This window comes from Vibrio alfacsensis (genome assembly GCF_019670485.1).
GTDB classification, from domain to species: Bacteria; Pseudomonadota; Gammaproteobacteria; order Enterobacterales; family Vibrionaceae; genus Vibrio; species Vibrio alfacsensis.
This window is the reverse complement of the sequence record NZ_AP024165.1, coordinates 1324519-1344724: the sequence shown is the minus strand read 5'-3', so window position 1 is coordinate 1344724 and position 20206 is coordinate 1324519. Positions and strand designations below refer to the sequence as shown.

The window sequence follows — 20206 nt, the reverse complement described above, 5'->3', positions numbered from 1 at the left end:
AACAGTACGCTAATTCACCTCAGTATTGATCACCACATCACGTGTTTCATTATCCATATCGCTGATCCCCACCACGGAGACTTCTCTGTCTGATAGATGTTCAATCATGCTATCTTCTAACCCGCCATCCGTCATCCACGCATAAAACTTTTCTGCTACTTGCTCCGAACCTTCTCCAATAAACGTCAACGTGACTTTCTTCATTTGTGACACTCCATCAATTTACGATTCAGTCGCTTAAGCGTAGTATGTTTCGCAAATATCGACATAAACTAGGACTAACTTCTTTTATGAGTATCGAAAAATTTGACGCCATTTATCAGCGCGCAGCTGAACGCAAAGGCGGAGAGGAGCGACTAGAATCTCTTTTGTCTCGCCCACTAAGCAAAGAAGAAATTGCAACGATTCCCGATGATCGTTGGTTAGCGGCGTTTTCGATGAAAGTATTCCAAAGTGGTATTTCGTGGAGTGTGGTTCGCAACAAATGGCCGAACTTTGAGGAAGTCTTTTTCGGCTTTAAAATTGAGCCGCTATTGATGCTCTCTGACGAGCAGTGGGAAACCAAAGCGACTGACAAGCGCATTATTCGCCACCTCACCAAAGTCATGTCGATTCCTGCCAACGCTCGTATGATCCACGAAGCAAAAATCGAATACGGTTCGTTTGGCAAAATGGTCGCGAATTGGCCAGATGATAAAATCACCGATCTATGGGCGTATTTGAAGAAACGCGGCAATCGCTTGGGCGGAAATACTGGTCCTTACACACTTCGCCAAATGGGCGTCGACACCTTTATCTTGTCTAGTGACGTTGAAGCTTATCTTCGCAATTGTAAGATCATTGAAGGGGGTAAAGACACCAAGAAATCATTGGATGCGGCCAACAAGGCCTTTGCTCAATGGCAGAAAGAAAGCGGCAAAAGTTTAACCGAGATCAGTCAAATCATTGCGTTTAGTACCGGGGATAACCGAATTTAGCATTACTGTCACTGATAACTCTGTTGTATTGGAAGTCAGCTCTGGGCTTGCTATCTGCTATCTGCTATCTGCTATCTGCTATCTGCTAGGGGAATGTAACAATAAATTCACACAATTTTGTTGCATCCTCAGTTTGCAGTGAGAGATCGGACCTATTTCCCTGTGCTCAAGTAAATACAACACAATCTATTGTTTTCTGCGCTGTGTAAAAAATGTGCTTGTAAACTCATCATTTGCCTCAATAATGGTTCCATAGAAAATTCAATCATTTAAAGCAGGAGGCGTAATGAGAATATTCTGGCAGCTTCGTTGGTATTTCCAACTAAAATGGAAACATTACGTGGGTTCCATCCTATTGTTTGCCTTGATCTCCGCACTCCAACTTATTCCCCCTAAAGCCGTCGGCATCATTGTCGATGGGGTTGTCGATAACTCTCTTGAGGCATCGACATTGATCCTTTGGCTGCTTGGTCTTGCAGCTGTACTTGCTACGGTTTACGGTTGCCGAATTCTCTGGCGAATCTGGCTATTTGGCGCCAGTTGGGAATTGGGTGCGATTTTGCGTAACCGCCTATATCGTCATCTCTCTACACAACCACCACGATTTTTTGAGCGTTTTAAAACGGGTGATCTCATGGCAAGAGGCACCAACGACGTTCGAAACGTGGTGATGACCGCTGGCGAGGGCGTGCTGACCGCAGCAGATTCCTTAATCACTGGCATTGCAGTGCTGATTATTATGGTCACCCAAATAAGCTGGAAACTGACGGTTATGGCTCTGCTGCCCATGCCCTTTCTTGCGATCACCATATTCTTTATCGTACGTGTTTTGCATCAACGTTTTCGTACCGCTCAAGAAGCATTTTCTTCCATGTCAGACATGACTCAAGAGTCGCTAAACGGAGTGAGAATGCTGCGCGCGTTTGGTTTAGAAAACCGCGAACAACAACGTTTTGAACAGGTCGTCAATGACACCGCAGAGAAGAACATAGCGGTCGCAAGAGCAGATGCACGCTTTGATCCTGCCATCCAGTTGACTATTGGCCTATCTTTCTTATTGAGCATTGCATCCGGTGCGTATTTAGTTGAGCAAGGTGAAATCTCACTTGGGGACTTAACGGCATTTACCATGTACTTAGGCATGATGATATGGCCAATGCTCGCCTTTGCTTTTCTGTTTAATATTCTGGAGCGCGGCTCAGCCGCCTGGAATCGACTACAAGAAATCTTTGATGAAAAACCTGACATCGTGAGTGGCCAACAACCCCTCGGTGATGCCCCACTTCCGCTGCGAATCCAAATTGAGCAGTATCATTGGTCTCAAGATTTGCCCCCCGCTTTGAGTAACATTGACATTACGCTAGAACCCGGAAAAATGCTTGGCATCGCCGGGCCTGTTGGTAGCGGAAAATCCACGTTGCTTTCTCTTCTATTGAGACAATATGATTTGAAGAAAGGTACGATTCAGTTTGGCGACATTGAAATCAAAAATGCCATTTTACCTCAATGGCGAAACCGCTTTGCGATCGTAAATCAAAGCCCTTTTCTGTTTTCTAAAACCATTTACGACAATATCGCTTTAGGCAAACCGGATGCAAGCGTCGAAGAAGTGCATCGCGCAGCACAACTGGCCTGCATCCATGATGATATCGAAAAATTCCCGCATGGCTACCAGACAGAGGTCGGAGAAAAAGGCATCACCTTATCCGGAGGACAAAAACAACGGATTGCGATTGCTCGGGCTTTGTTACTCAATGCCCAAGTATTGGTATTAGATGACGCGCTGTCTGCCGTCGATGGTCGAACTGAACACAAAATCCTCCATAACTTGGAGACACATTATCGCGATCAAGCGCTTATTGTCATTGCTCATCGTTTAACCGCACTTGAAGCTGCCAATGAGATTGTTGTGCTTAATCACGGCCACATCTCCGAGCGCGGACAGCATCATTCGTTACTCGAACACCATGGATGGTATGCAGAGATGTATCAATATCAAAAACTTGAACAGGCAATGGAGGAGTAACCCGTGAAACAAAGCGCGCTATTTAAAAGGCTCCTGTCTTACCCATTATCTCAGCCTAAACCGATGCTCATCGGTCTCGGTCTATTGTTTATTGCTGCAGTAGCAAATGCCGGCGGGCCATGGCTGATACAGTATTTTATTGATGAACATATAACGAAAGGAAACTACTCAACAGATGTCCTGATTCCTTTAGCGGTAGGTTATATTGCTCTACAACTTGTCTCCGCAACGTTCCAATATCTGCAATCGCTACAATTTGGCATTGTGGCGGCCAATACCATCAAAGTGATACGAAAACAGGTATTTTCTGGCGTAATCAATCAGCCACTCTCTGAGTTTGATTACACACCAGCAGGAAAATTAGTCTCTCGGATCACCAATGATACTGAATCTCTGCAACAATTTTATGAGCTGCTCATCGCTGCGGTTGTCAGAAATCTCGTCATGATTTCGGTCATGCTCGGCGTCATGCTATACATGAGCTGGAAACTGACGCTTGTCGTTCTCGTTCTGCTGCCGATCGTGATTGGTTTCATGTACTTATTTAAGCGATTAAGTACAGAAACTTACCGCAATATGCGTGACCTCCTATCGGATATTAACGCCAACTTAAGTGAATCCATTCAAGGTATGAGCGTGATTCAACTCATGCAACAGGAAGCGCATTTTAATCAGCAATTTAATGACCTAACTGCTGAACACTTAGCCGCATCGAAAAAAGTCATTCGTCTTAATGGCATTCTATTGCGTCCGTTAATGGATTTACTTGCCGGCCTAGCGCTGCTTTCTTTAGTCGCGATTTTTGGCTTTAACGGCGTCGAGTTAATTGGTGTTGGTGTGCTTTATGCTTTCATTAGTTACCTTGCGAGAGTGACCGAGCCGCTCATTGAAATGACGCAGCAATTAGCCCTATTGCAACAGGCATTAGTATCGAGTGAGCGCGTGTTCGAATTAATGGATGCTAAAGCTCAAACCTATGGCGAAGATACCCAACCGTTAGCATCGGGGGCCATCTCGCTAGAGAACCTGACTTTCAGCTATGATGGCAAACAAAATGTGCTCAACGACATCACTTTTCAAGCCAAGCATCAAGATTTCATCGCTTTAGTGGGTCACACTGGCAGTGGCAAAAGTACGTTAGCGTCTCTGTTAATGGGATTCTACCCAGCGGAAAACAACTCGCTGTCCATCGATGGCCGCCCAATCAGTTCTTTAGCGAAAGATGTCATCAGAAAAGACATTGCCATGGTTCAGCAAGACCCACACATTCTCCCTACAACGGTTCAGGAGAACATTGCCCTTGGTAGAACCATTACCGATGAACAAATATGGGATGCGCTAGAAAAAGTCGGTTTAGACCAACAAATCCACCAATACCCAAACGGGTTACAGACGCAATTAGGACAAGGAGAGACCAACCTATCAGCAGGCCAGAAACAGTTACTAGCACTCGCTCGCGTACTGGTCGCGAAACCTAAAATTCTCATTTTAGATGAAGCAACCGCGAACATTGATTCAGGCACGGAAGTCCTGATCCAGAAAAGTTTGGAAGTGTTACGTCAAGACATGACTCTTGTGGTTATCGCACATCGCTTATCCACCATTTTAAACGCAGACCAGATCATCGTCCTTCATCATGGGGATTTAGTAGAAAGAGGATCACACCAATCACTGCTAAAACAAAACGGTCGTTACGCCAAAATGTATCAACTTCAGCAAGCTAATAGGCATATTCAGCACATTGAAGAAATGGAAGACAAGCAATTTGAAGAAGCCGTTTAAACGGAGTTATTTACAGGGTCCAGAATCCATTACATAGCCACAGTACGAAGCCATGTAAGTTTGAATGTTCACTGCGCTAATTCAACTCAAATTGATGGTTCTCTACTATTGACTGTTTACTCGCTACTCCCTGCTCTCCCCCCAAGCCCGTGACGAAGTTCACGGGCTTTTCTCATGTTTTATTCATAAACGAAACAATTTCTTTATTTCTTACCTATTATTGACATAACCGCTCGCTATTCTAAGCGAGGTCGTTGTAGAATCACGTAAGCTAACGACTCGTCGTCTTATACTTAAAATAGTTTCAGCCGTTAAGTATATCTTTGAAAATGTTATGTACATCTTCGAAAATATAGTGCGCTTGCACTTTAGTGCGACGCTCGAGTTTCGTGTCTGCCACATTCAATATTGCATATTAATTTCATGATTGAAGTCCATGGATCAAGATAAGTTTACTAACATCTATCGCTTGCCAGGTTCGCTACAAATTCGAATCGCTAAATGGCAAAAGACTTTCCGCGGCACCTCTGATTTAGTTCTTCATCAGGTGCTAATGGAACGTAATAAGCAGTTTAAAAAGCCCCACTTTTTACCAAAGGGCTGGTGTATCACACCTATTGATGAGAAAGACATAACCATCACTCATCACGGTAAATATATTCAGACCGTCATGCGCACCATGATTGATAGAAAAGTGTCTTATAAACGTCTTTTTTTATCTCGCATGGAAGTGGAGAAAGCGGAGCACGTTCTGCGTGAATATAAGCTTGAGTGGGTGAGAAAGCACAATCAGATTGCCAAAAAATACAATCAAATTAAGAAAAAGCAGTATATGAACTTTGCCCGAGAAGAAGAGGAAACGATTTACCCCTCCATCCCTAAAGGTGAGTTTGATAAAACGCTTTGGAACAAATTGGTCGTCTCTACTTTTGGGCCTGAGAAAAAGTACAAAAATCCACACTACGTACGCAAAGCTGACTTCTAAAAAATCCCCCGGAGAAATTCGGGGGATTTTTATTTTCCATTATCATCGTATGACTTTGAGTAATGTCACTCTTTCGAACAACGTTGAAAGCCGTTTGCATTACCATTATTGAACATCCACATTGTGAATAGAGACTTTGTGGATAGAGAGCTGCGGCGATGAGAATATTTGGATGCAAGCCGCAGCGTTGTTGAATCAATTAATGACGAGCGTCAGCGCCAAATTCTACTTCTTTATAGATATCGGCCAGCGACTTCTTGCCTTGTTTGTCTTTGGCTGAACGCTTTTTAGGGTAGTAATGATACTCTTGGTCTAGCAAGGCTTCTTCATGCTCTTTTGCAGACTCAACGAACTCAGAGTTCGCCATTGCTTGTTGGCGTAAGCGGTTTACTCTTTCTAGGGTTTCCCACAACATACTTCACCTCCAAACTACTTACTGTATATAAATACAGTATTATTTATAATTTCCTCCTCGTCAACTTTTTGCTTCCTTATTCACTCGTTACATTAAACCCATTGCAGCATAGTGCTCCGGATATTTGTGGATGATTTGCTTTAAATAAGCTTGGTGATCGCGCAAAGCATTAACGCATTCATTGGACAATAAGCCTTGATACACTCGTTTTTCTAACTCTAACAACGCATAAGGAATTGACCACGCTTGATGATATGGATGATGCGTGGTCATCACGTCAAACACGTTCGCAGTAGCCACGATTTGGGCGGAAATTGGAATATCACCATGGCTTAACCCATAAGGATAACCAGAGCCATCGAGGTTCTCATATTGGTAAGCCATAATTTGTTGGAATATAGTGACACTTTGGTGCACAGGATTCCCTATACGCTCAACGATGTTGTCCGCAGTTTCCACGCATTGTTCAATGTGTTCGCTCAGTAACGCCTCTTGCTCTGCATTCTTGCAACGACGATTACAAATCAGATCAGTAGGCAGTTTGATATTGCTAAGGGCATGATACCGAGCAAACATGCCAATTTGCTCGACCATTTCATCACTAAAATGATGCCTGTCAGCCAATCGCGCCGCGATTAATTGCGCGTACATCCCCATTCGCTTGCTGTGCGAATAAACTTCTGGTGAGTAACTTGGCAACAAGTTTTGTACTTTTTCCGCTAGCAGTTCAATGGCATTCACAACGTGATCTTCTGATTCCACGGCAAACTGCACCATATCAAAATAGGGCTTTAACCCATTTAGCGCCTCTGCCCTAAAGGCATTGGGTTGGATAGAATTCAGAAAGACAAAACCCGTGAACGTTTGACGATCATAGCAAGGAATTGCGACGGAAGAATGATAGCCCTGCTTTAACAAGGTTTTGATACGTGGACAATGGCGAATGTCGTTTAAATCATTCACGACGCGAGGAATAGCATTGTCGGCAGAAATGCTCAGATGATGCAATTTACGAAGTGGCGCTTCATGATGGGCCAAACACCAAGTATCGAACTCACTTTCAGCAAAAGATTTAAGCAGGCCTTGTTTAGGATGAAATTTGGCAAACGACACCCTATCAACACACGGCAAATGTGCTTGCATTCGATTCTTTAATGTTTGCATTTGCTCATTGAGCGATTTTGCAAACGGGTAAAAACTCCGGTGCGCCATACTTCACCTCCACACCATGTAGAGAAACCAGAAGAAAACCCCACGAAAGTCAGCATCTGTGATGTAATTCGAGCAGTCTTTCTTCCCCTAAATTATCGACATACCACAATTTAAGTGTACGAAATAAAACCAAATTTTTGCCAATTTTTTCAGTTAGAATCGCAACGTAGCTTAATCCAGATCAAAAAAGCCAGTACTCGTCGGGCACTGGCTGTTTTATACAGTTCGATTTTTTGATACCAATTGGTTTGGTTTTAACCTAACGCAGGAAGTACACCCAAGGTAATAAGAATTTGTGCCATTACGATGCCTGTGCCAGCTACACCTGTTATAACTAGCGCGCCTTGACCACCAGCAACTCGGTATTCGCCAGTAAACTCTTCTGAGCGACGAACTTTTATAATCATCACCAACGGTAAGAAGATGGCAAGAATCGCTAAAGCAATAGCGGCGTAACCCAGTGCCATAATAAAGCCTTGTGGGTAAAACAGTGCAAAGCCTAGTGGTGGTGTAAATGTAACGACAGCGGCAATCAAACGGTTTGGCTTATCGCTATCGCCCTTGATGGTGTCTCCCAAGAATTCAAATAGACCTAAACTCACACCGAGAAAAGAAGTAAGAAGCGCAAGGTCTGCAAATAAACCGACCACACTACCTAAATTAGACTGATGAACCGTTTGAGATAGTTGACCAATTAAGGCGCTCAAACCACCATTTTCAATTAACGTATCTTGGCTTACCACGCCAAGCGTGACAATTTGCCAGAAAATGTAAATCACTAATGGGATCGTTGATCCTACAATGATTGCTTTACGCAGTGATGATGTATCACCATCTAAATAGTTGACGATTGCAGGAATACTGCCGTGAAAACCGAACGACGTAAAGATAACGGGAATCGCCGCAACAATCAGCCCCTGCTCTATCGGCATGCTCAATAAGTAAGATTCGGTCACGTTCGGAGCAAGGAAAGACAGCACCGCAATCATGGTCACCATCTTCAGGCCAAATAGTACACGATTTACTTTATCGACCGTGCTCGTCCCCACCGTCACCACCAGCATCACGATAAGTGTGAAGATGATGGTTGAACTCGAACCTGAAATATCTAAACCAAACCACTCGGCTAGACGATCACCAAACTGAGCACCACCACCCGCGATGTAAGCCGCACACAATGAGTAAAACAAGAAAAGCATCGCAAAGCTCGCTACCCACTTACCTTTTTGACCTAAAATTTGTTTGGCGAGAGTGTGAAGCGTTGCACTACTGTCAGCATACTGATGAAGTTCCAGCATAAGCAATGCAGTAAAAGCCATCAATGCCCATAAACCTAGCATGATGGCCAAGGAAGTAGAAAAACCAATGCCTGCAGAAGCAAGAGGAAGTGCTAGCATACCAGCACCAATCGTAGTCCCTGCAATGATTAGGGTACTACCAAATACTTTAGATCGACTCATTGTATAATTATCTTTACGGCTTAATAAGATTCATCAGCATCAAATCGGGTAAAAACCCATGTCATTAGACGCCAAAATTGGTATGAAATCGATTCTGTAGGATCTTTATGATAACGTCAAGTAAAGTGTAAGGATAATAAACCACAACTGTATATTATAATTTACACCAAGGCTATGTAGATATTTCAGCCAATATCTGGGCGCATTCTTGCTCATTCATAAACTTCGGAACTGGATAGTTCCAATGCGCTTCTTTTAGGATAAGTCGCACAAGCTCTTGCGTATCTGAAGTCTGGACCTTATCTGTCACTTGCTCAATTCCGATAACCTGATACAAGTTCTCAATTCTATCGATAAATGCTTGTGCGCTTGGAATCTCTTCACTTTCCCCCACCTCTAACGCTTCACTTAGTGCAGACAATTGAGGCTCTATTTCAGACAAAGAAAAACGAAGTACTGGCAGCAGAGCCAAACCATTTGCCATACCATGAGGTAAGCCATATTTCGCACCCAAGTTGTGCGAAAATGCATGCACGTAGCCCAAACTTGCTTTGGTAAACGCCAGTCCCGCGTAATACGACGCCATCGCCATCTTGTGCCTCGCGTTAACGTCACTGCCCTTTTCAACTGCGCGCGGCAAATATTCGAAGATAAGCTTCATCGCCGCGACTGAGTAGGCTTTCGTTTCTTGCGTTGCATTACGAGAGATATATGCCTCTAACGCATGGGTAAGCGCATCAATGCCGGTGTCAGCCGTTATTTTTGGCGGTAAGCCAAGCAACAAGTTCGCATCTAGAGCAGCCATAAGCGGAACCAACTTAGGATCCATCAATGGTGTTTTTTTGTGTGTATTGGGTTCAGAAACAACCGCCGCGATGGTCACCTCTGATCCGGTCCCGGATGTCGTCGGTATAACAAATAAAGGTGCGGGCGTTCGCCAAACGCGGAACAACCCCGCTAGCCGTTTTATTGGGCGTCGATTGGTCACTCTTGCTCCGATGACTTTGGCACAATCCATTGCTGAGCCGCCACCTAGCGCTAAGATCGCATCACACTGTGACCGATAATATACATCTAAACCATCTTCTACTTGTTCATAAGTCGGATCGGGCTTCACTTCTGAATACAAGACCACCTCTAAGCCTTGCGATTGTGCGCTTTGTGAAATTTGATTCGCCATGCCTATTTGCGCTAACCCCTCATCGGTCACCAAAAGCAACTTTTTGAAGCCAAGTTCCGCTATCGCTTCGATGAGTTCATAAGCACTGCCTGCTCCAGAAAACAGCGTAGGCCTAGGCATAGGAAGAATGTGCGCAGCCACTTTTAGTCCATTAGTGTAACCACGATAGAGCAGATGTTTCAGCATACCCATTCCTTTTCCGTATCTGAATCGATTTGAAAGATCGTTAAGCCTTGTTATTTTAGACGCTTTTTCAATCACTTCGATGCGTTAACATCACAGAATATGGAATGAGTGTAAAAACACGATTCGAAACATAAAAAAGGGGCAGTGCTTAACACTACCCCTACTATTTAACCTCAACTCATCAACTTGATTAGTGTGCGATATCCAATTGGTTGTCTTTTACGCCGTTGATACGGAACCAACCTGCAATGCTGAATCGCTCAGCGTTTGTCGGCAACACTTCATGTGGGAATTGTTCCGATAAGAACACGAACAGACGACCTGATCGCGGAGGAATCGTCGCGATTTTATTGTCATTCAAATCGTACACCACCAACTCACCAGCATCTTCTTCGCTCCACGATTCGTTCATGTAGAACACTGTGGTTAGACGGCGGTTTTCATTGCCTTTAAAACAATCAAGGTGTTTTTGGTAGAAGTCACCTTTCTCATATTTCGCAAAGTGTGCTTCATACTCAAACAAACCCAGGAAGAAATGGCGGTTTGCTTCTAAGCGAATCGCTTCCATTTTGTCTAAGAAAGACGTGACGGGCTCACCCATATCACGCTTTAGCCACTGAATTTTATCACTGCGGATTGTTTCAATACGCGTTACATCATCATTGCGGCCAATACGTGCGTTCTTCCAATTTTCGGGAATACAGTCACGTAGCTCTATCACTTCCTGCTGTGAAAGAAAATCATCCCAAATGTAATATCCGTCCGTTGCTAACGCATCGATCAGTTTGTTCATTCTCATTATCACTTGTTTATTTTGGGAGCTTCTATATAGAAAATGCGTGCTACAACGACAAATGGCATTTTTAATCGAAACGACAACCGTTTGGTCAACCAAAGTTTTTCATGTAAAAAAGCCGCTCAGAAGAGCGGCTTAATAGACTTCAATGACTGCGTTTCACTTATCGCATTTAAGTCAGTTATCGCGTTTGAAGCGCAATAGAACGAGGTCGGATTGGACGAATTCTTTGAATAACTGGACGTTGTTTTTTCTTAAGCTGGATATGACACATCTCCAACACTAAACCAAATGCCATCGCGAAATACACGTAACCTTTGTTGATGTGAATAGCGAAGCCTTCTGCCATCAACAGACCACCAAGCAATACTAGAAACAGTAGAGCAAGGGTCTTAAAGCCCGGGTAACGCGTCACTAGGTTGTTGATTTTTTCTGCCGTTAACACCATTACAATCGCCGATGAGATGATCGCCGCTACCATGATGGGTACTTCGCTCGTTAAACCAACCGCAGTAATCACCGAGTCCATCGAAAACACCGCATCAACCGCTACGATCTGCAGTAGAACCACTGCCAAGCCAGTACGGACGTGGGTCGAGTGACCGTGTTCAGTGTGTGTTAACCAACTCCACAACTCTTTCAAGCTTTTCGCCAGTAGGAACGCACCACCTGCAATCATAATCAAATCACGACCAGTAAACGCATGAGCGCCAAAGCTGATTAATGGCTGAGTAAGTTGCATGATCCAAGAGATCGAGAACACCAAAACAATGCGCGCTATCACCGCAAGGCCAATACCTAGGTTGCGGGCAAGTTTACGCTGTTGCAGTGGTAATCGTTCACACAGAACGGAGATGAATACGACGTTATCAACGCCTAAGACAACTTCAAGAGCAAACAAGGTCGCGAAGATAGCCCACGCTTCTGGTTGCATGAAAAGCTCTAACATGAGTACGCCTCCGATGATTGGAAGCCATACAGTGAATTGTTCAGTCGACTAAAGGGGTCGTCCATTAAGTTTATTTAAACCTCTGTTACTTAAGAAATGCGAGTAAATCATCTCCCACGCTTGGGCGCAATCCCTTATTTTGACCGGCTTTTGTTCCCAATAATTCGTCCTCTAAAGGATATTGCCACTACCGCCCTCATCAAGGGCCGAGTTGAGCCAAACTATTGCATAGAGCACGAATGGAAGCGCCTATTTTTTCGTGCTTCAGTAATCGTAAAAAAATGTTTCATAATAATATTTTGATATACTGAGAAAAATAACCCGAATTAGCCTGTCGAATGGACTATTTAACACTCTCACGCATTAGCCTTAAGCACCTAACCGTTTTGCACATGCTGCTTACGACACACAGCGTCACTCAAGCAGCAGAACAGTTATATGTTACGCCATCGAGCGTCAGTAAAACGCTCAGTCAACTGCGGGATATCCTAAAAGATGAGCTTTTCTATCGTGACGGAACTCGATTAGTTCCGACCCCATTTGCGCTCAATATTGGGCCATCAATCCATGGTATTCTATCGAGCATGAACGGTTTGCTCTACCAAGGCTCATTCGATCCTGCACAGTATCAAGGCTGCTTTTCTCTTGCGATGCGTGAAAGTACGTTTGAGATTTTCGCCCCAATATTGCAGTCTCTTTCAACACAAATCGGCGACAGTGCGCAGCTGCATGTCTACGCAAAAGAACAAATGAACTTTGATTCACTGGTCCGTGGCCAAGTCGACTTTATGCTGCTACCGCACGATATTAGTCAGCCCCCAACCAGCAATAAAGACTTGGTTTGGCAGGCCATTTTAGAAGATGAAATGATCTGTTTGATGGGAAATCAAAACTCACTGGTGAACAAGGCGCTTTCCATCAACGCATACTTGAATGCAAGACATTTAGGCATTCACGACAAAGATTTATCACAACCTTACTTTGAACAAAACTTAACCCAACATCATGCCAAGAGAAACGTCGCGATGACGGTAGCTGACTTTGGATCGGCTGCAGTGATGTGTCATCATTCCGATTATCTGTTTACTTGCTCAAAGCTGTGGGCGAACGCGGCCTTGCAAGCCAAGGGGTTGGTTCAAAAGCCTCTCCCCTTTGAATATGGGCAAGTGGCGTATAGTTTGGTTTGGAACAAAGCGAGCTTAAACGATCCCGCTTTGCAGTGGTTGCAACAACAGCTTTTCAACGCAAGCAATACTCTTGTTGCCAAGCCTTAATAGGATATCTGATGACGTAAATTGATCAAACTAGGCCTTTTAAACGAATACTTGAGGCATCGTCATTGGGCGGGTAACGAAGTGACTTAGCTGAGCATGAAATCGTTCCATTTCTGTTTTTGAACATTTCTCCCAATCTAACGCCTCCCCTGTGACACCGTGATGTTGAAAAGCGTTTAGGCGAATCTGTACCGATTCCGGTAAGGTTTGCAGATAACGACCTACCGCTTCAGCTTCGATATCCAAATCACTTTTTCCCGGAATATGGAGTAAACGCACTTCGTAGAGCTTATTTGCTTGAGCAAGATGTTGAATGGTTTGAAGTACACGATGGTTATCACGGCCCACCAACCACTGATGTGTCTCTCGCTGCCATGACTTGAGATCAATCATTGCACCATCCATATATGGCAAGACACGCTCCCAACCAGAAATCGACAGGGCCCCGTTGCTGTCGATAAAACAGGTGAGATGCTGCAATTCAGGATCTTGCTTTATTCTTTTAAATAACGCGATGATGAAAGGAAGCTGTAAGGTAGATTCCCCACCGGATACTGTTACACCGCTAATAAAAAAACGTTGTTTACGTATCAAATCGAGCATTGCTTCAACAGAATAGTCAGTAATTTTTGGATTAGAGTGATGCTGACATATTTCTATACAACGATCGCAGTGGGTGCACTCCTCTTTTAGCCAAACAACGTTGTTGTTTTCGTTGAACTTCAGCGCGCCTGCTGGACACTCCCCAACACAATCACCGCAATGATTACAGTGATTGATCGTGTGGGGATTGTGGCAAGTAATACACTGATAATTACAACCCTGTAAGAAGACAACAAGACGGTTTCCCGGCCCATCAACACAAGAAAAAGGCAGGATACGGCTCACCTTTGCTCGTAGATTGTCTGTACGTCTTGTCATCTTATCGTTACCTATCCCCAATTACTTTGCGTAAGTCGGTGACATTTCGTGACTCACCACACGAGGTGAGCGCGCTAGAATAGCCGTATTTTTTGCCGCTTCCGCCCCTAAAAACGTCGTGTTTGTACGCGAACCCTCTGAATCGTACTTTGCAATATCCGACAGTTTCACCATATAACCCGTGACACGGACCAGATCATTGGATGCAACGTTCGCAGTGAACTCACGATAACCAGCATTCAGCGCACCTTTGCACAGGTTAAACATGGCTTCTGGGTTTGATTTTACCGTTTCATCGATGGTCAAAATATCACTGATCCCAGATCGATAATATTGATGGTGTGCGGCTGTCGCTTGCACGTAAGACACGGGATCAGGCTCAGTACCATAAGGAATACGTACACCCGGAGTGACGTCTAAATCAAGACTGATGCCCCCTTGAGCGTGTAATAACGCTTTACCCTCAAGACCATATTTAACCGGCGTGCTGTCGACCAGTTCAGCAAGTTTCGCAGAAATGGCGTGACCGAGTTCATTCGCGATCTCATCCTGACCGTAGCGGCTCGCAATGCCTTCTTTGTCTAGTAAAACGTTCACCGCTTCCGCCATGCCGTAAATCCCGTACATTGGCGCAAAGCGAGACGCTTCAATGAGGCCCTCTTGGGTTAAGAAGCCTTTAAAAAACTCTGATTTTTCGTGTAAGTGTGAAGCACGCGCATCCATGAGTTCGACCATCAAACCATGGTACTCTGGTAGCACATTCGCAAAGAAGTCATCGCGGTTATCTGCACGCATTGCTGCCTCTTTAAGGTTCATACGTACTAACGTGTTCGATCCACCAGCCAAAGGCAAAGAGTTATAACAACTCACAATACCAAATCGACCACCATCGTAAGCATTTGCATGAATTGGGTAATTAGCAATGTGTGGCTTGCTACATTCACAAATATTTTGTGTCGCTTGTTTCAACAACTCATCTGGAGTCACGGCTTCGTCGTACATGAACGTCAAGTTTGGGGCAATTTGCTTGAGTTCTGCATCTACTTTCAAAATCGTACGACAAATGATGTTATCTGATGGGCCGATATTCACGTGCATGAATGCATCTGGCAATGTGCGATCAAGCATGATCCAGAAGTATTTAAGCTTCTTGTAGATTTGTGCTTCCGTCAGTTCCCCAACATAGGGCATTAAGACATCATCAAGTTGACCGAGGTAAACCGGGATGTTCGTTACTGAAGGCACATGATGATAAATGATGGTCAGCATGTTGATGGCATCATCGAAATCTTCCGCTGGTGATAACTCCAAGTATTCTGAACCTTGAGAAAGAAACTTTGCGTAATCAGGCAAAACATAGCGTGGCTTAAACGGCGCATGCCCCTCAAACATGTCACATATCACGCCTTGCTGCATCGCGGTGCTCACCTCATCAGAGATGGTCATATATGGAATGCTGGCTTCAGCTTCTAAAGCGAGGATGTTGGATTTTTGTTTTGGCGACAAATTGCTGTCAGTAGCAATAGTAAGAAAACGCTGTTGAAGATCAGATAAGCTTTGAATCATCTGGGATATTCCTGAAGAAAATACGACGGTTAACCCTTTGATATCAATCGTTCAAAAGGTTGATGCTGATTTTATGCGTCTTTTGTCTTTTCCACTAATGAATAAAAACAAAAGAGTTATTTCCAATTCAGAAATAACTCTTTTGTTGTTCGTGCGATTCATCGATAGCGAGGTGCGGATATCAGGTATAAGGTTAGCGATTAGCGATTAGCGATTAGCGATTAGCTATTAGCGATTAGCGATTAGCGAAAGCCTAGCTTCGACTCGTTGCGGATAACATCACACCCGCGCTAATAAACACTCCGCCAGTTAGACGATTAAATAACTTAGCGCGACCTTTTACAAACAGCCAGTTTGACGTTTTCACCCCGAGCAATCCGTAAAAAACAAGCCAAGTTAATTCAAAAACAACAAAAGTGCTCGCAAAAACAATGTACTGGGTAAACAATGGTGCGGATGGATCAATGAACTGGGGAAATAGCGCAGTAAAAAAGACGATCGCTTTAGGGTTGCTTGAGCCCACGATAAAGCCACTGGTAAAGGCACTCAAATAGCCTGATGTAGGCTGCTCTGCATTTCCTTTTGTAAAATCGGTTTGTTTTGAACGTAGAGCTTGAATGCCAAGCCAAATCAGATAGGCCGCACCACACCATTTAATGATATTGAATACCAGTTCAGAAGAGGCAATCACGACTCCAAGCCCCGTAAAAGACAATGTCAGAATCGTTGTAATCGCAGTTAAACTACCCAGTGCTGTAAAAAACGCAGATCGAAAACCACTACTGACGCCTTTACTTAAACAAAGCAGAGAGCTAGGCCCTGGAGAGGCCGTAAGGACCAATATCGCAAGGGTATAATAAATCCAAGTATCAAGTTGCATCAGGCTTTCCTTATCCAATGTGAGGAGCAAAGTATTTCCATCCATGAAATACTTGCTATACCCGAGCTAACTCAAAATACTTGGGCATAACTATGCAATCAACATACTGCCTATATGCAACCATGTAAAGCGATTAATATTCACTCTTGTCTAATATGGACACTTATATTGGGGCGCTCTTTCATTAAAAATACCTTTCGTTGCAAAAGGTGTGAGAGCAAAGCCAAGTCACCCACTTAATCGTAGAAAGGTTTTGGATCCACCTCGAGTGATACAGGAGAAACCGCTTTTTCTATTTTGAGCGTACTGTGTTTGAGATCCAGCATGCTGACTTCAACATAACGTTTATATTTACGAGAATAAAAACACTTTACGATCGGTTTAAGTGGTTGCGAAGCGTTTGATGTCCATACAATCGCCACTCGACCATCACTTAGTTCCACAATCGAGCCGACAGGGTATATTCCAATGCAGTTAATGAACTTATAAACGAGATCGGCATCGAGATGGAATGGCGTCAAACTCAACAAAATTTTAAATGCTTCTGCAGAGCTCATTCCCTTTTTATAAACGCGTTCAGACGTTAGCGCATCATAGATATCAACAACACAGCTCATTCTCCCGTGCAATGGGATCTGATCACCGGACAGCCCCAAAGGGTAACCTTTACCATCAAGTTTTTCGTGATGCATTAAACACACATCACGACTCACATCACTTAACCCTTTCACACCAAGAATGATGCGTTTCGCATATACTTGATGCAATTTCATATGTTCGAACTCTTCAGGCGTCAAGCGGGCCGGTTTTTGCAAAATATCGTCATCGACTTTAATTTTGCCAATATCGTGAATAATGCCACCAATTGCCAGCTGTTTAAGCGTATCTTTGCTTAAACCCAGATGCTTACCAAACGTCACCAATAAACACGCCACATTCACTGAATGCTCAAGCAAGTAAGAGTCTTTTTGACGCAATGCAGACACGCATTGCAGCGCATCAGAGTCAATAAAAACACTCTCGATCATGTCATCTGCCCATGACTCAATCTCATCGACTTCGAGAACTTTCCCCTCGAACGTTTGGTTAAGTAACTTTTGGGCCAAGCCTTTGGCTTCTGCGATCAGTTTTTTCGCTCGTTTATGCTGTACTTCTCGGGAACGAAATGTACGGGGAATCTTCGGTGTAGTGAGCAATTCGCCGGCTTCAACCGTAATATTGTGAGGCTCTTCGACGGGCTTAATAATGCATTCTTTTGCCGAGAGTTTCTGGTCCACCCATACGTACTTTACGCCACTATCTTGGAGCTTTTTAATACCCAACACACTCGAAACGCGTCCAGCATTGGCTAAGTTAATTCGCTTACTTTGCTGAATAGCGGTGACGAACATTCCAATGCTGAGATCTGCTATCGCTATTTTTATCGAATCTTCTTGTTGGAATTGCATATTGGTATGTTCATTAACTGCTCATAGAATTGCGTAGGATTATATGAGATCAGCCCATCCAACGTTAGAAAAAACTGACATTAATGCGTGATCAGTCAACTAATGAGCAACAGTTATGCTACTAACCCATTGTATTGACGTGGTTACTGATTACTATTTCATCAATAAATATCTCTTTTCTCATTTTGTGGCGTATATCAATAATACTAAGTTATAAACGACTGATACTGTTCACCAAGTTATGGGAAAATCAACATTTAGAGCAATAGCTCTATTTTACAACATCTAATGCGCATGAGAGACTTAGCTGATTCACACTTTAGCTTTCTTTATAAGTGGACAACAACACATGCCTTTAGACTTTCATCAGGCTTTGATTTTCGTTGCCACTTTTGATGGGCTGCGGAGGAACTATCTTGTCTACCAAGGCTGAACTAGCAATTTCTGACCACGACCGTGAATTTCTTCGAATTGTTGAAGAAAAATTCATCCACATCTTTGATGTTTTTAGTGAAGGGCTCTTCTATATGGATGAGTTCGGCACGATGGTCTTTTACAATCAATCTTTTTATGAGCAGTTCGGTATTGATGCGGGACGAATAACCTTAGAACAATGGCTTGCTTTGGTTCATCCATTAGATAGAGCATTATTATCCCAGCGTGTCGACCAACACATTAGTAGCAAAAACACAAAAGTTACGACGACCTATCGATTGCGAAAACCTAATGGTCAATACATTTGGGTTGAGGGCACGGCGTTAACTAAAGAGAGCCAATTAGGGCTTTATATGGTTGGCAGCCATCGTGATATCTCAGATAAAAAGTTGATGGAAAGTTACATCCATCAGGTTGCTTTTCATGACAACGCCTCGGGTATGGCCAACCGCGCCCACTTACTATTTGACCTCAATAGCATTGCGAATAAAGACCTACAACATTCATCTATTTTCTACATCCAAATTGAAGAAATCCGCTCTTACTTAAACCAATATGGCAGTAAAATTGTCGATGGTTTGGTCGAAAAGCTCATTCGTACCGTCAGTACTCTTCCATCAAAAGACAGCTCAATCTATCGCGTTCATGACGATGCCTTTGTCGTTCTCGTGCCAAACGAATGCAATCTCGATGTGCTCCAACAATACGCAAAAACCATTAAAAGCAACTATCATGAAGCCGTTGTCGAAGACGGTATTTCACTCGGTAGCAACATCAGTATTGGCTTATATCCTTGCTTTTCCACTGAACATCCCGCCGAAGAGATTTTGCGCAAAGTGGCACGCACATGCCAATACGCCAGTGAGAAAAATAAAGACCGTATCGCCATTTATAACCAAAAAACGCAATTAGCCGTCGATCGTTACTTTTTTATAGAGCAAGGTCTAAAAACGGCATTGCAAGAAAAAACGCTAAGTGTGAAGTTCCAACCCATTATCGATGCCACGACGCGACAAGTGGTGAGTTTTGAATCACTTGTGCGTTGGCGCAGCATAGAGTTTGGAGAGATATTTCCAGATGAGTTCATTCCGGTGGCAGAAAACAAAGGCCTAATCATAGAGCTTGGCTATCAAGTTTTTGCTAAGGCATGCCAGTTCATAAAACGCTATCGAGAAAAGCATCACAATCAGGTTCGAGTCAATGTTAACGTCTCAGTGCTGCAATTATTGAACAGTGAGTTCCCTGCCAAAATTAAAAGCATTGCTGAAGAAATAGGTGTAGACCCTCAAGCCATTGTATTGGAACTGACTGAAACGTTCATTCTCGATAACAATCAAGCGGCAATTGCCCCACTCAACACGCTAAGTGAGCTTGGATTTGCGCTCTCACTGGATGATTTTGGTGCAGGTTATAGCTCTCTCAACTGCTTCTTTGATTTACCAATGACACAAATCAAAATCGATAAATCAATGGCTTGGAAAACACTGACTAATCATTCGTCTCAAGCATATCTGCAGTTCTTAATCTCGATTTGCAGAGAGCAGAATATAGAAGTGGTTATTGAGGGTATTGAAGACGCCAAAATGGGTGACTTTTTCACAGAGTTAGGCGTAGATTATCTACAAGGCTATTGGTTTTCAAAGCCCCTCTCTGTCGCGAGTGCAAGTCACTATACGCTGAATCAGCAATAAGACGTTAAATCAGTAAAACGTTG

17 protein-coding genes are annotated in these 20206 nt (G+C 43.6%); 6 read left to right on the top strand and 11 right to left on the bottom strand.

The features are described 5' to 3' along the window. Window positions 1-9: 9 nt before the first annotated feature. A complete protein-coding gene (locus tag VA249_RS06575) occupies window positions 10-204 on the bottom strand; it encodes a hypothetical protein (RefSeq protein ID WP_164837191.1) in 195 nt (64 codons plus the stop codon). 86 nt (window positions 205-290) lie between these two features. Here VA249_RS06575 and VA249_RS06570 point away from each other — a divergent pair, with 86 nt between their 5' ends. From VA249_RS06570 to VA249_RS06555, 4 genes are all read left to right on the top strand, one after another. Further along, the gene (locus VA249_RS06570; RefSeq protein ID WP_221069455.1) at window positions 291-977 is read left to right on the top strand and encodes a DNA-3-methyladenine glycosylase I; all 687 of its coding nucleotides are present in this window, start codon (window positions 291-293) and stop codon (window positions 975-977) included. A gap of 286 nt (window positions 978-1263) precedes the next feature. Continuing rightward, the gene (locus VA249_RS06565) at window positions 1264-3003 is read left to right on the top strand and encodes an ABC transporter transmembrane domain-containing protein (RefSeq protein ID WP_221069442.1); all 1740 of its coding nucleotides are present in this window, start codon (window positions 1264-1266) and stop codon (window positions 3001-3003) included. Between the two features lie 3 nt (window positions 3004-3006). After that, entirely contained in the window at window positions 3007-4785 is a 1779-nt protein-coding gene (locus VA249_RS06560; RefSeq protein ID WP_221069452.1) for an ABC transporter transmembrane domain-containing protein, read from the top strand. A gap of 436 nt (window positions 4786-5221) precedes the next feature. Beyond that, window positions 5222-5770 carry an MSHA operon transcriptional regulator gene (locus VA249_RS06555; protein ID WP_211919348.1) on the top strand — a complete coding sequence of 183 codons (549 nt, stop codon included), beginning with the start codon at window positions 5222-5224 and terminating at the stop codon, window positions 5768-5770. Between the two features lie 199 nt (window positions 5771-5969). Here VA249_RS06555 and VA249_RS06550 read toward each other — a convergent pair whose 3' ends face one another. The 6 genes from VA249_RS06550 to VA249_RS06525 form a co-directional block, all read right to left on the bottom strand. Continuing rightward, window positions 5970-6185, bottom strand: a complete 216-nt coding sequence (locus VA249_RS06550; protein ID WP_128811017.1) for a hypothetical protein — start codon at window positions 6183-6185, stop codon at window positions 5970-5972. Window positions 6186-6272: 87 nt separating this feature from the next. Continuing rightward, window positions 6273-7397 carry an HD-GYP domain-containing protein gene (locus VA249_RS06545; protein ID WP_221069450.1) on the bottom strand — a complete coding sequence of 375 codons (1125 nt, stop codon included), beginning with the start codon at window positions 7395-7397 and terminating at the stop codon, window positions 6273-6275. 254 nt (window positions 7398-7651) lie between these two features. Beyond that, entirely contained in the window at window positions 7652-8857 is a 1206-nt protein-coding gene (locus VA249_RS06540; RefSeq protein ID WP_128811019.1) for an aromatic amino acid transport family protein, read from the bottom strand. A gap of 172 nt (window positions 8858-9029) precedes the next feature. Further along, a complete protein-coding gene (locus VA249_RS06535) occupies window positions 9030-10223 on the bottom strand; it encodes an iron-containing alcohol dehydrogenase (RefSeq protein ID WP_221069448.1) in 1194 nt (397 codons plus the stop codon). 190 nt (window positions 10224-10413) lie between these two features. Then, window positions 10414-11016 carry a 2OG-Fe(II) oxygenase gene (locus tag VA249_RS06530; protein WP_211919356.1) on the bottom strand — a complete coding sequence of 201 codons (603 nt, stop codon included), beginning with the start codon at window positions 11014-11016 and terminating at the stop codon, window positions 10414-10416. Window positions 11017-11200: 184 nt separating this feature from the next. Beyond that, complete coding sequence (locus VA249_RS06525; RefSeq protein ID WP_221069446.1) at window positions 11201-11968, bottom strand: TerC family protein; 768 nt, start codon at window positions 11966-11968, stop codon at window positions 11201-11203. Between the two features lie 338 nt (window positions 11969-12306). On the opposite strand from VA249_RS06525, the gene VA249_RS06520 reads away from it, so the two are divergent. Next, complete coding sequence (locus tag VA249_RS06520) at window positions 12307-13242, top strand: LysR family transcriptional regulator (protein ID WP_221069444.1); 936 nt, start codon at window positions 12307-12309, stop codon at window positions 13240-13242. A 39-nt stretch (window positions 13243-13281) separates the two neighbouring features. Here the strand turns inward: VA249_RS06520 and VA249_RS06515 are convergent, their stop codons facing one another. From VA249_RS06515 to VA249_RS06500, 4 genes are all read right to left on the bottom strand, one after another. Then, complete coding sequence (locus VA249_RS06515) at window positions 13282-14163, bottom strand: YjjW family glycine radical enzyme activase (RefSeq protein WP_221069443.1); 882 nt, start codon at window positions 14161-14163, stop codon at window positions 13282-13284. A 21-nt stretch (window positions 14164-14184) separates the two neighbouring features. Next, complete coding sequence (locus tag VA249_RS06510; protein ID WP_221069440.1) at window positions 14185-15729, bottom strand: YjjI family glycine radical enzyme; 1545 nt, start codon at window positions 15727-15729, stop codon at window positions 14185-14187. A gap of 253 nt (window positions 15730-15982) precedes the next feature. Then, a complete protein-coding gene (locus VA249_RS06505; protein ID WP_221069844.1) occupies window positions 15983-16609 on the bottom strand; it encodes a LysE family translocator in 627 nt (208 codons plus the stop codon). A gap of 236 nt (window positions 16610-16845) precedes the next feature. After that, window positions 16846-18057 (bottom strand): cyclic di-GMP phosphodiesterase, encoded by a 1212-nt coding sequence (locus VA249_RS06500; RefSeq protein WP_221069438.1) that lies wholly within the window; start codon window positions 18055-18057, stop codon window positions 16846-16848. Between the two features lie 395 nt (window positions 18058-18452). On the opposite strand from VA249_RS06500, the gene VA249_RS06495 reads away from it, so the two are divergent. Continuing rightward, on the top strand, window positions 18453-20183 hold the full coding sequence (locus tag VA249_RS06495) for an EAL domain-containing protein (RefSeq protein WP_221069842.1): 1731 nt from the start codon (window positions 18453-18455) through the stop codon (window positions 20181-20183). Window positions 20184-20206: the final 23 nt, after the last annotated feature.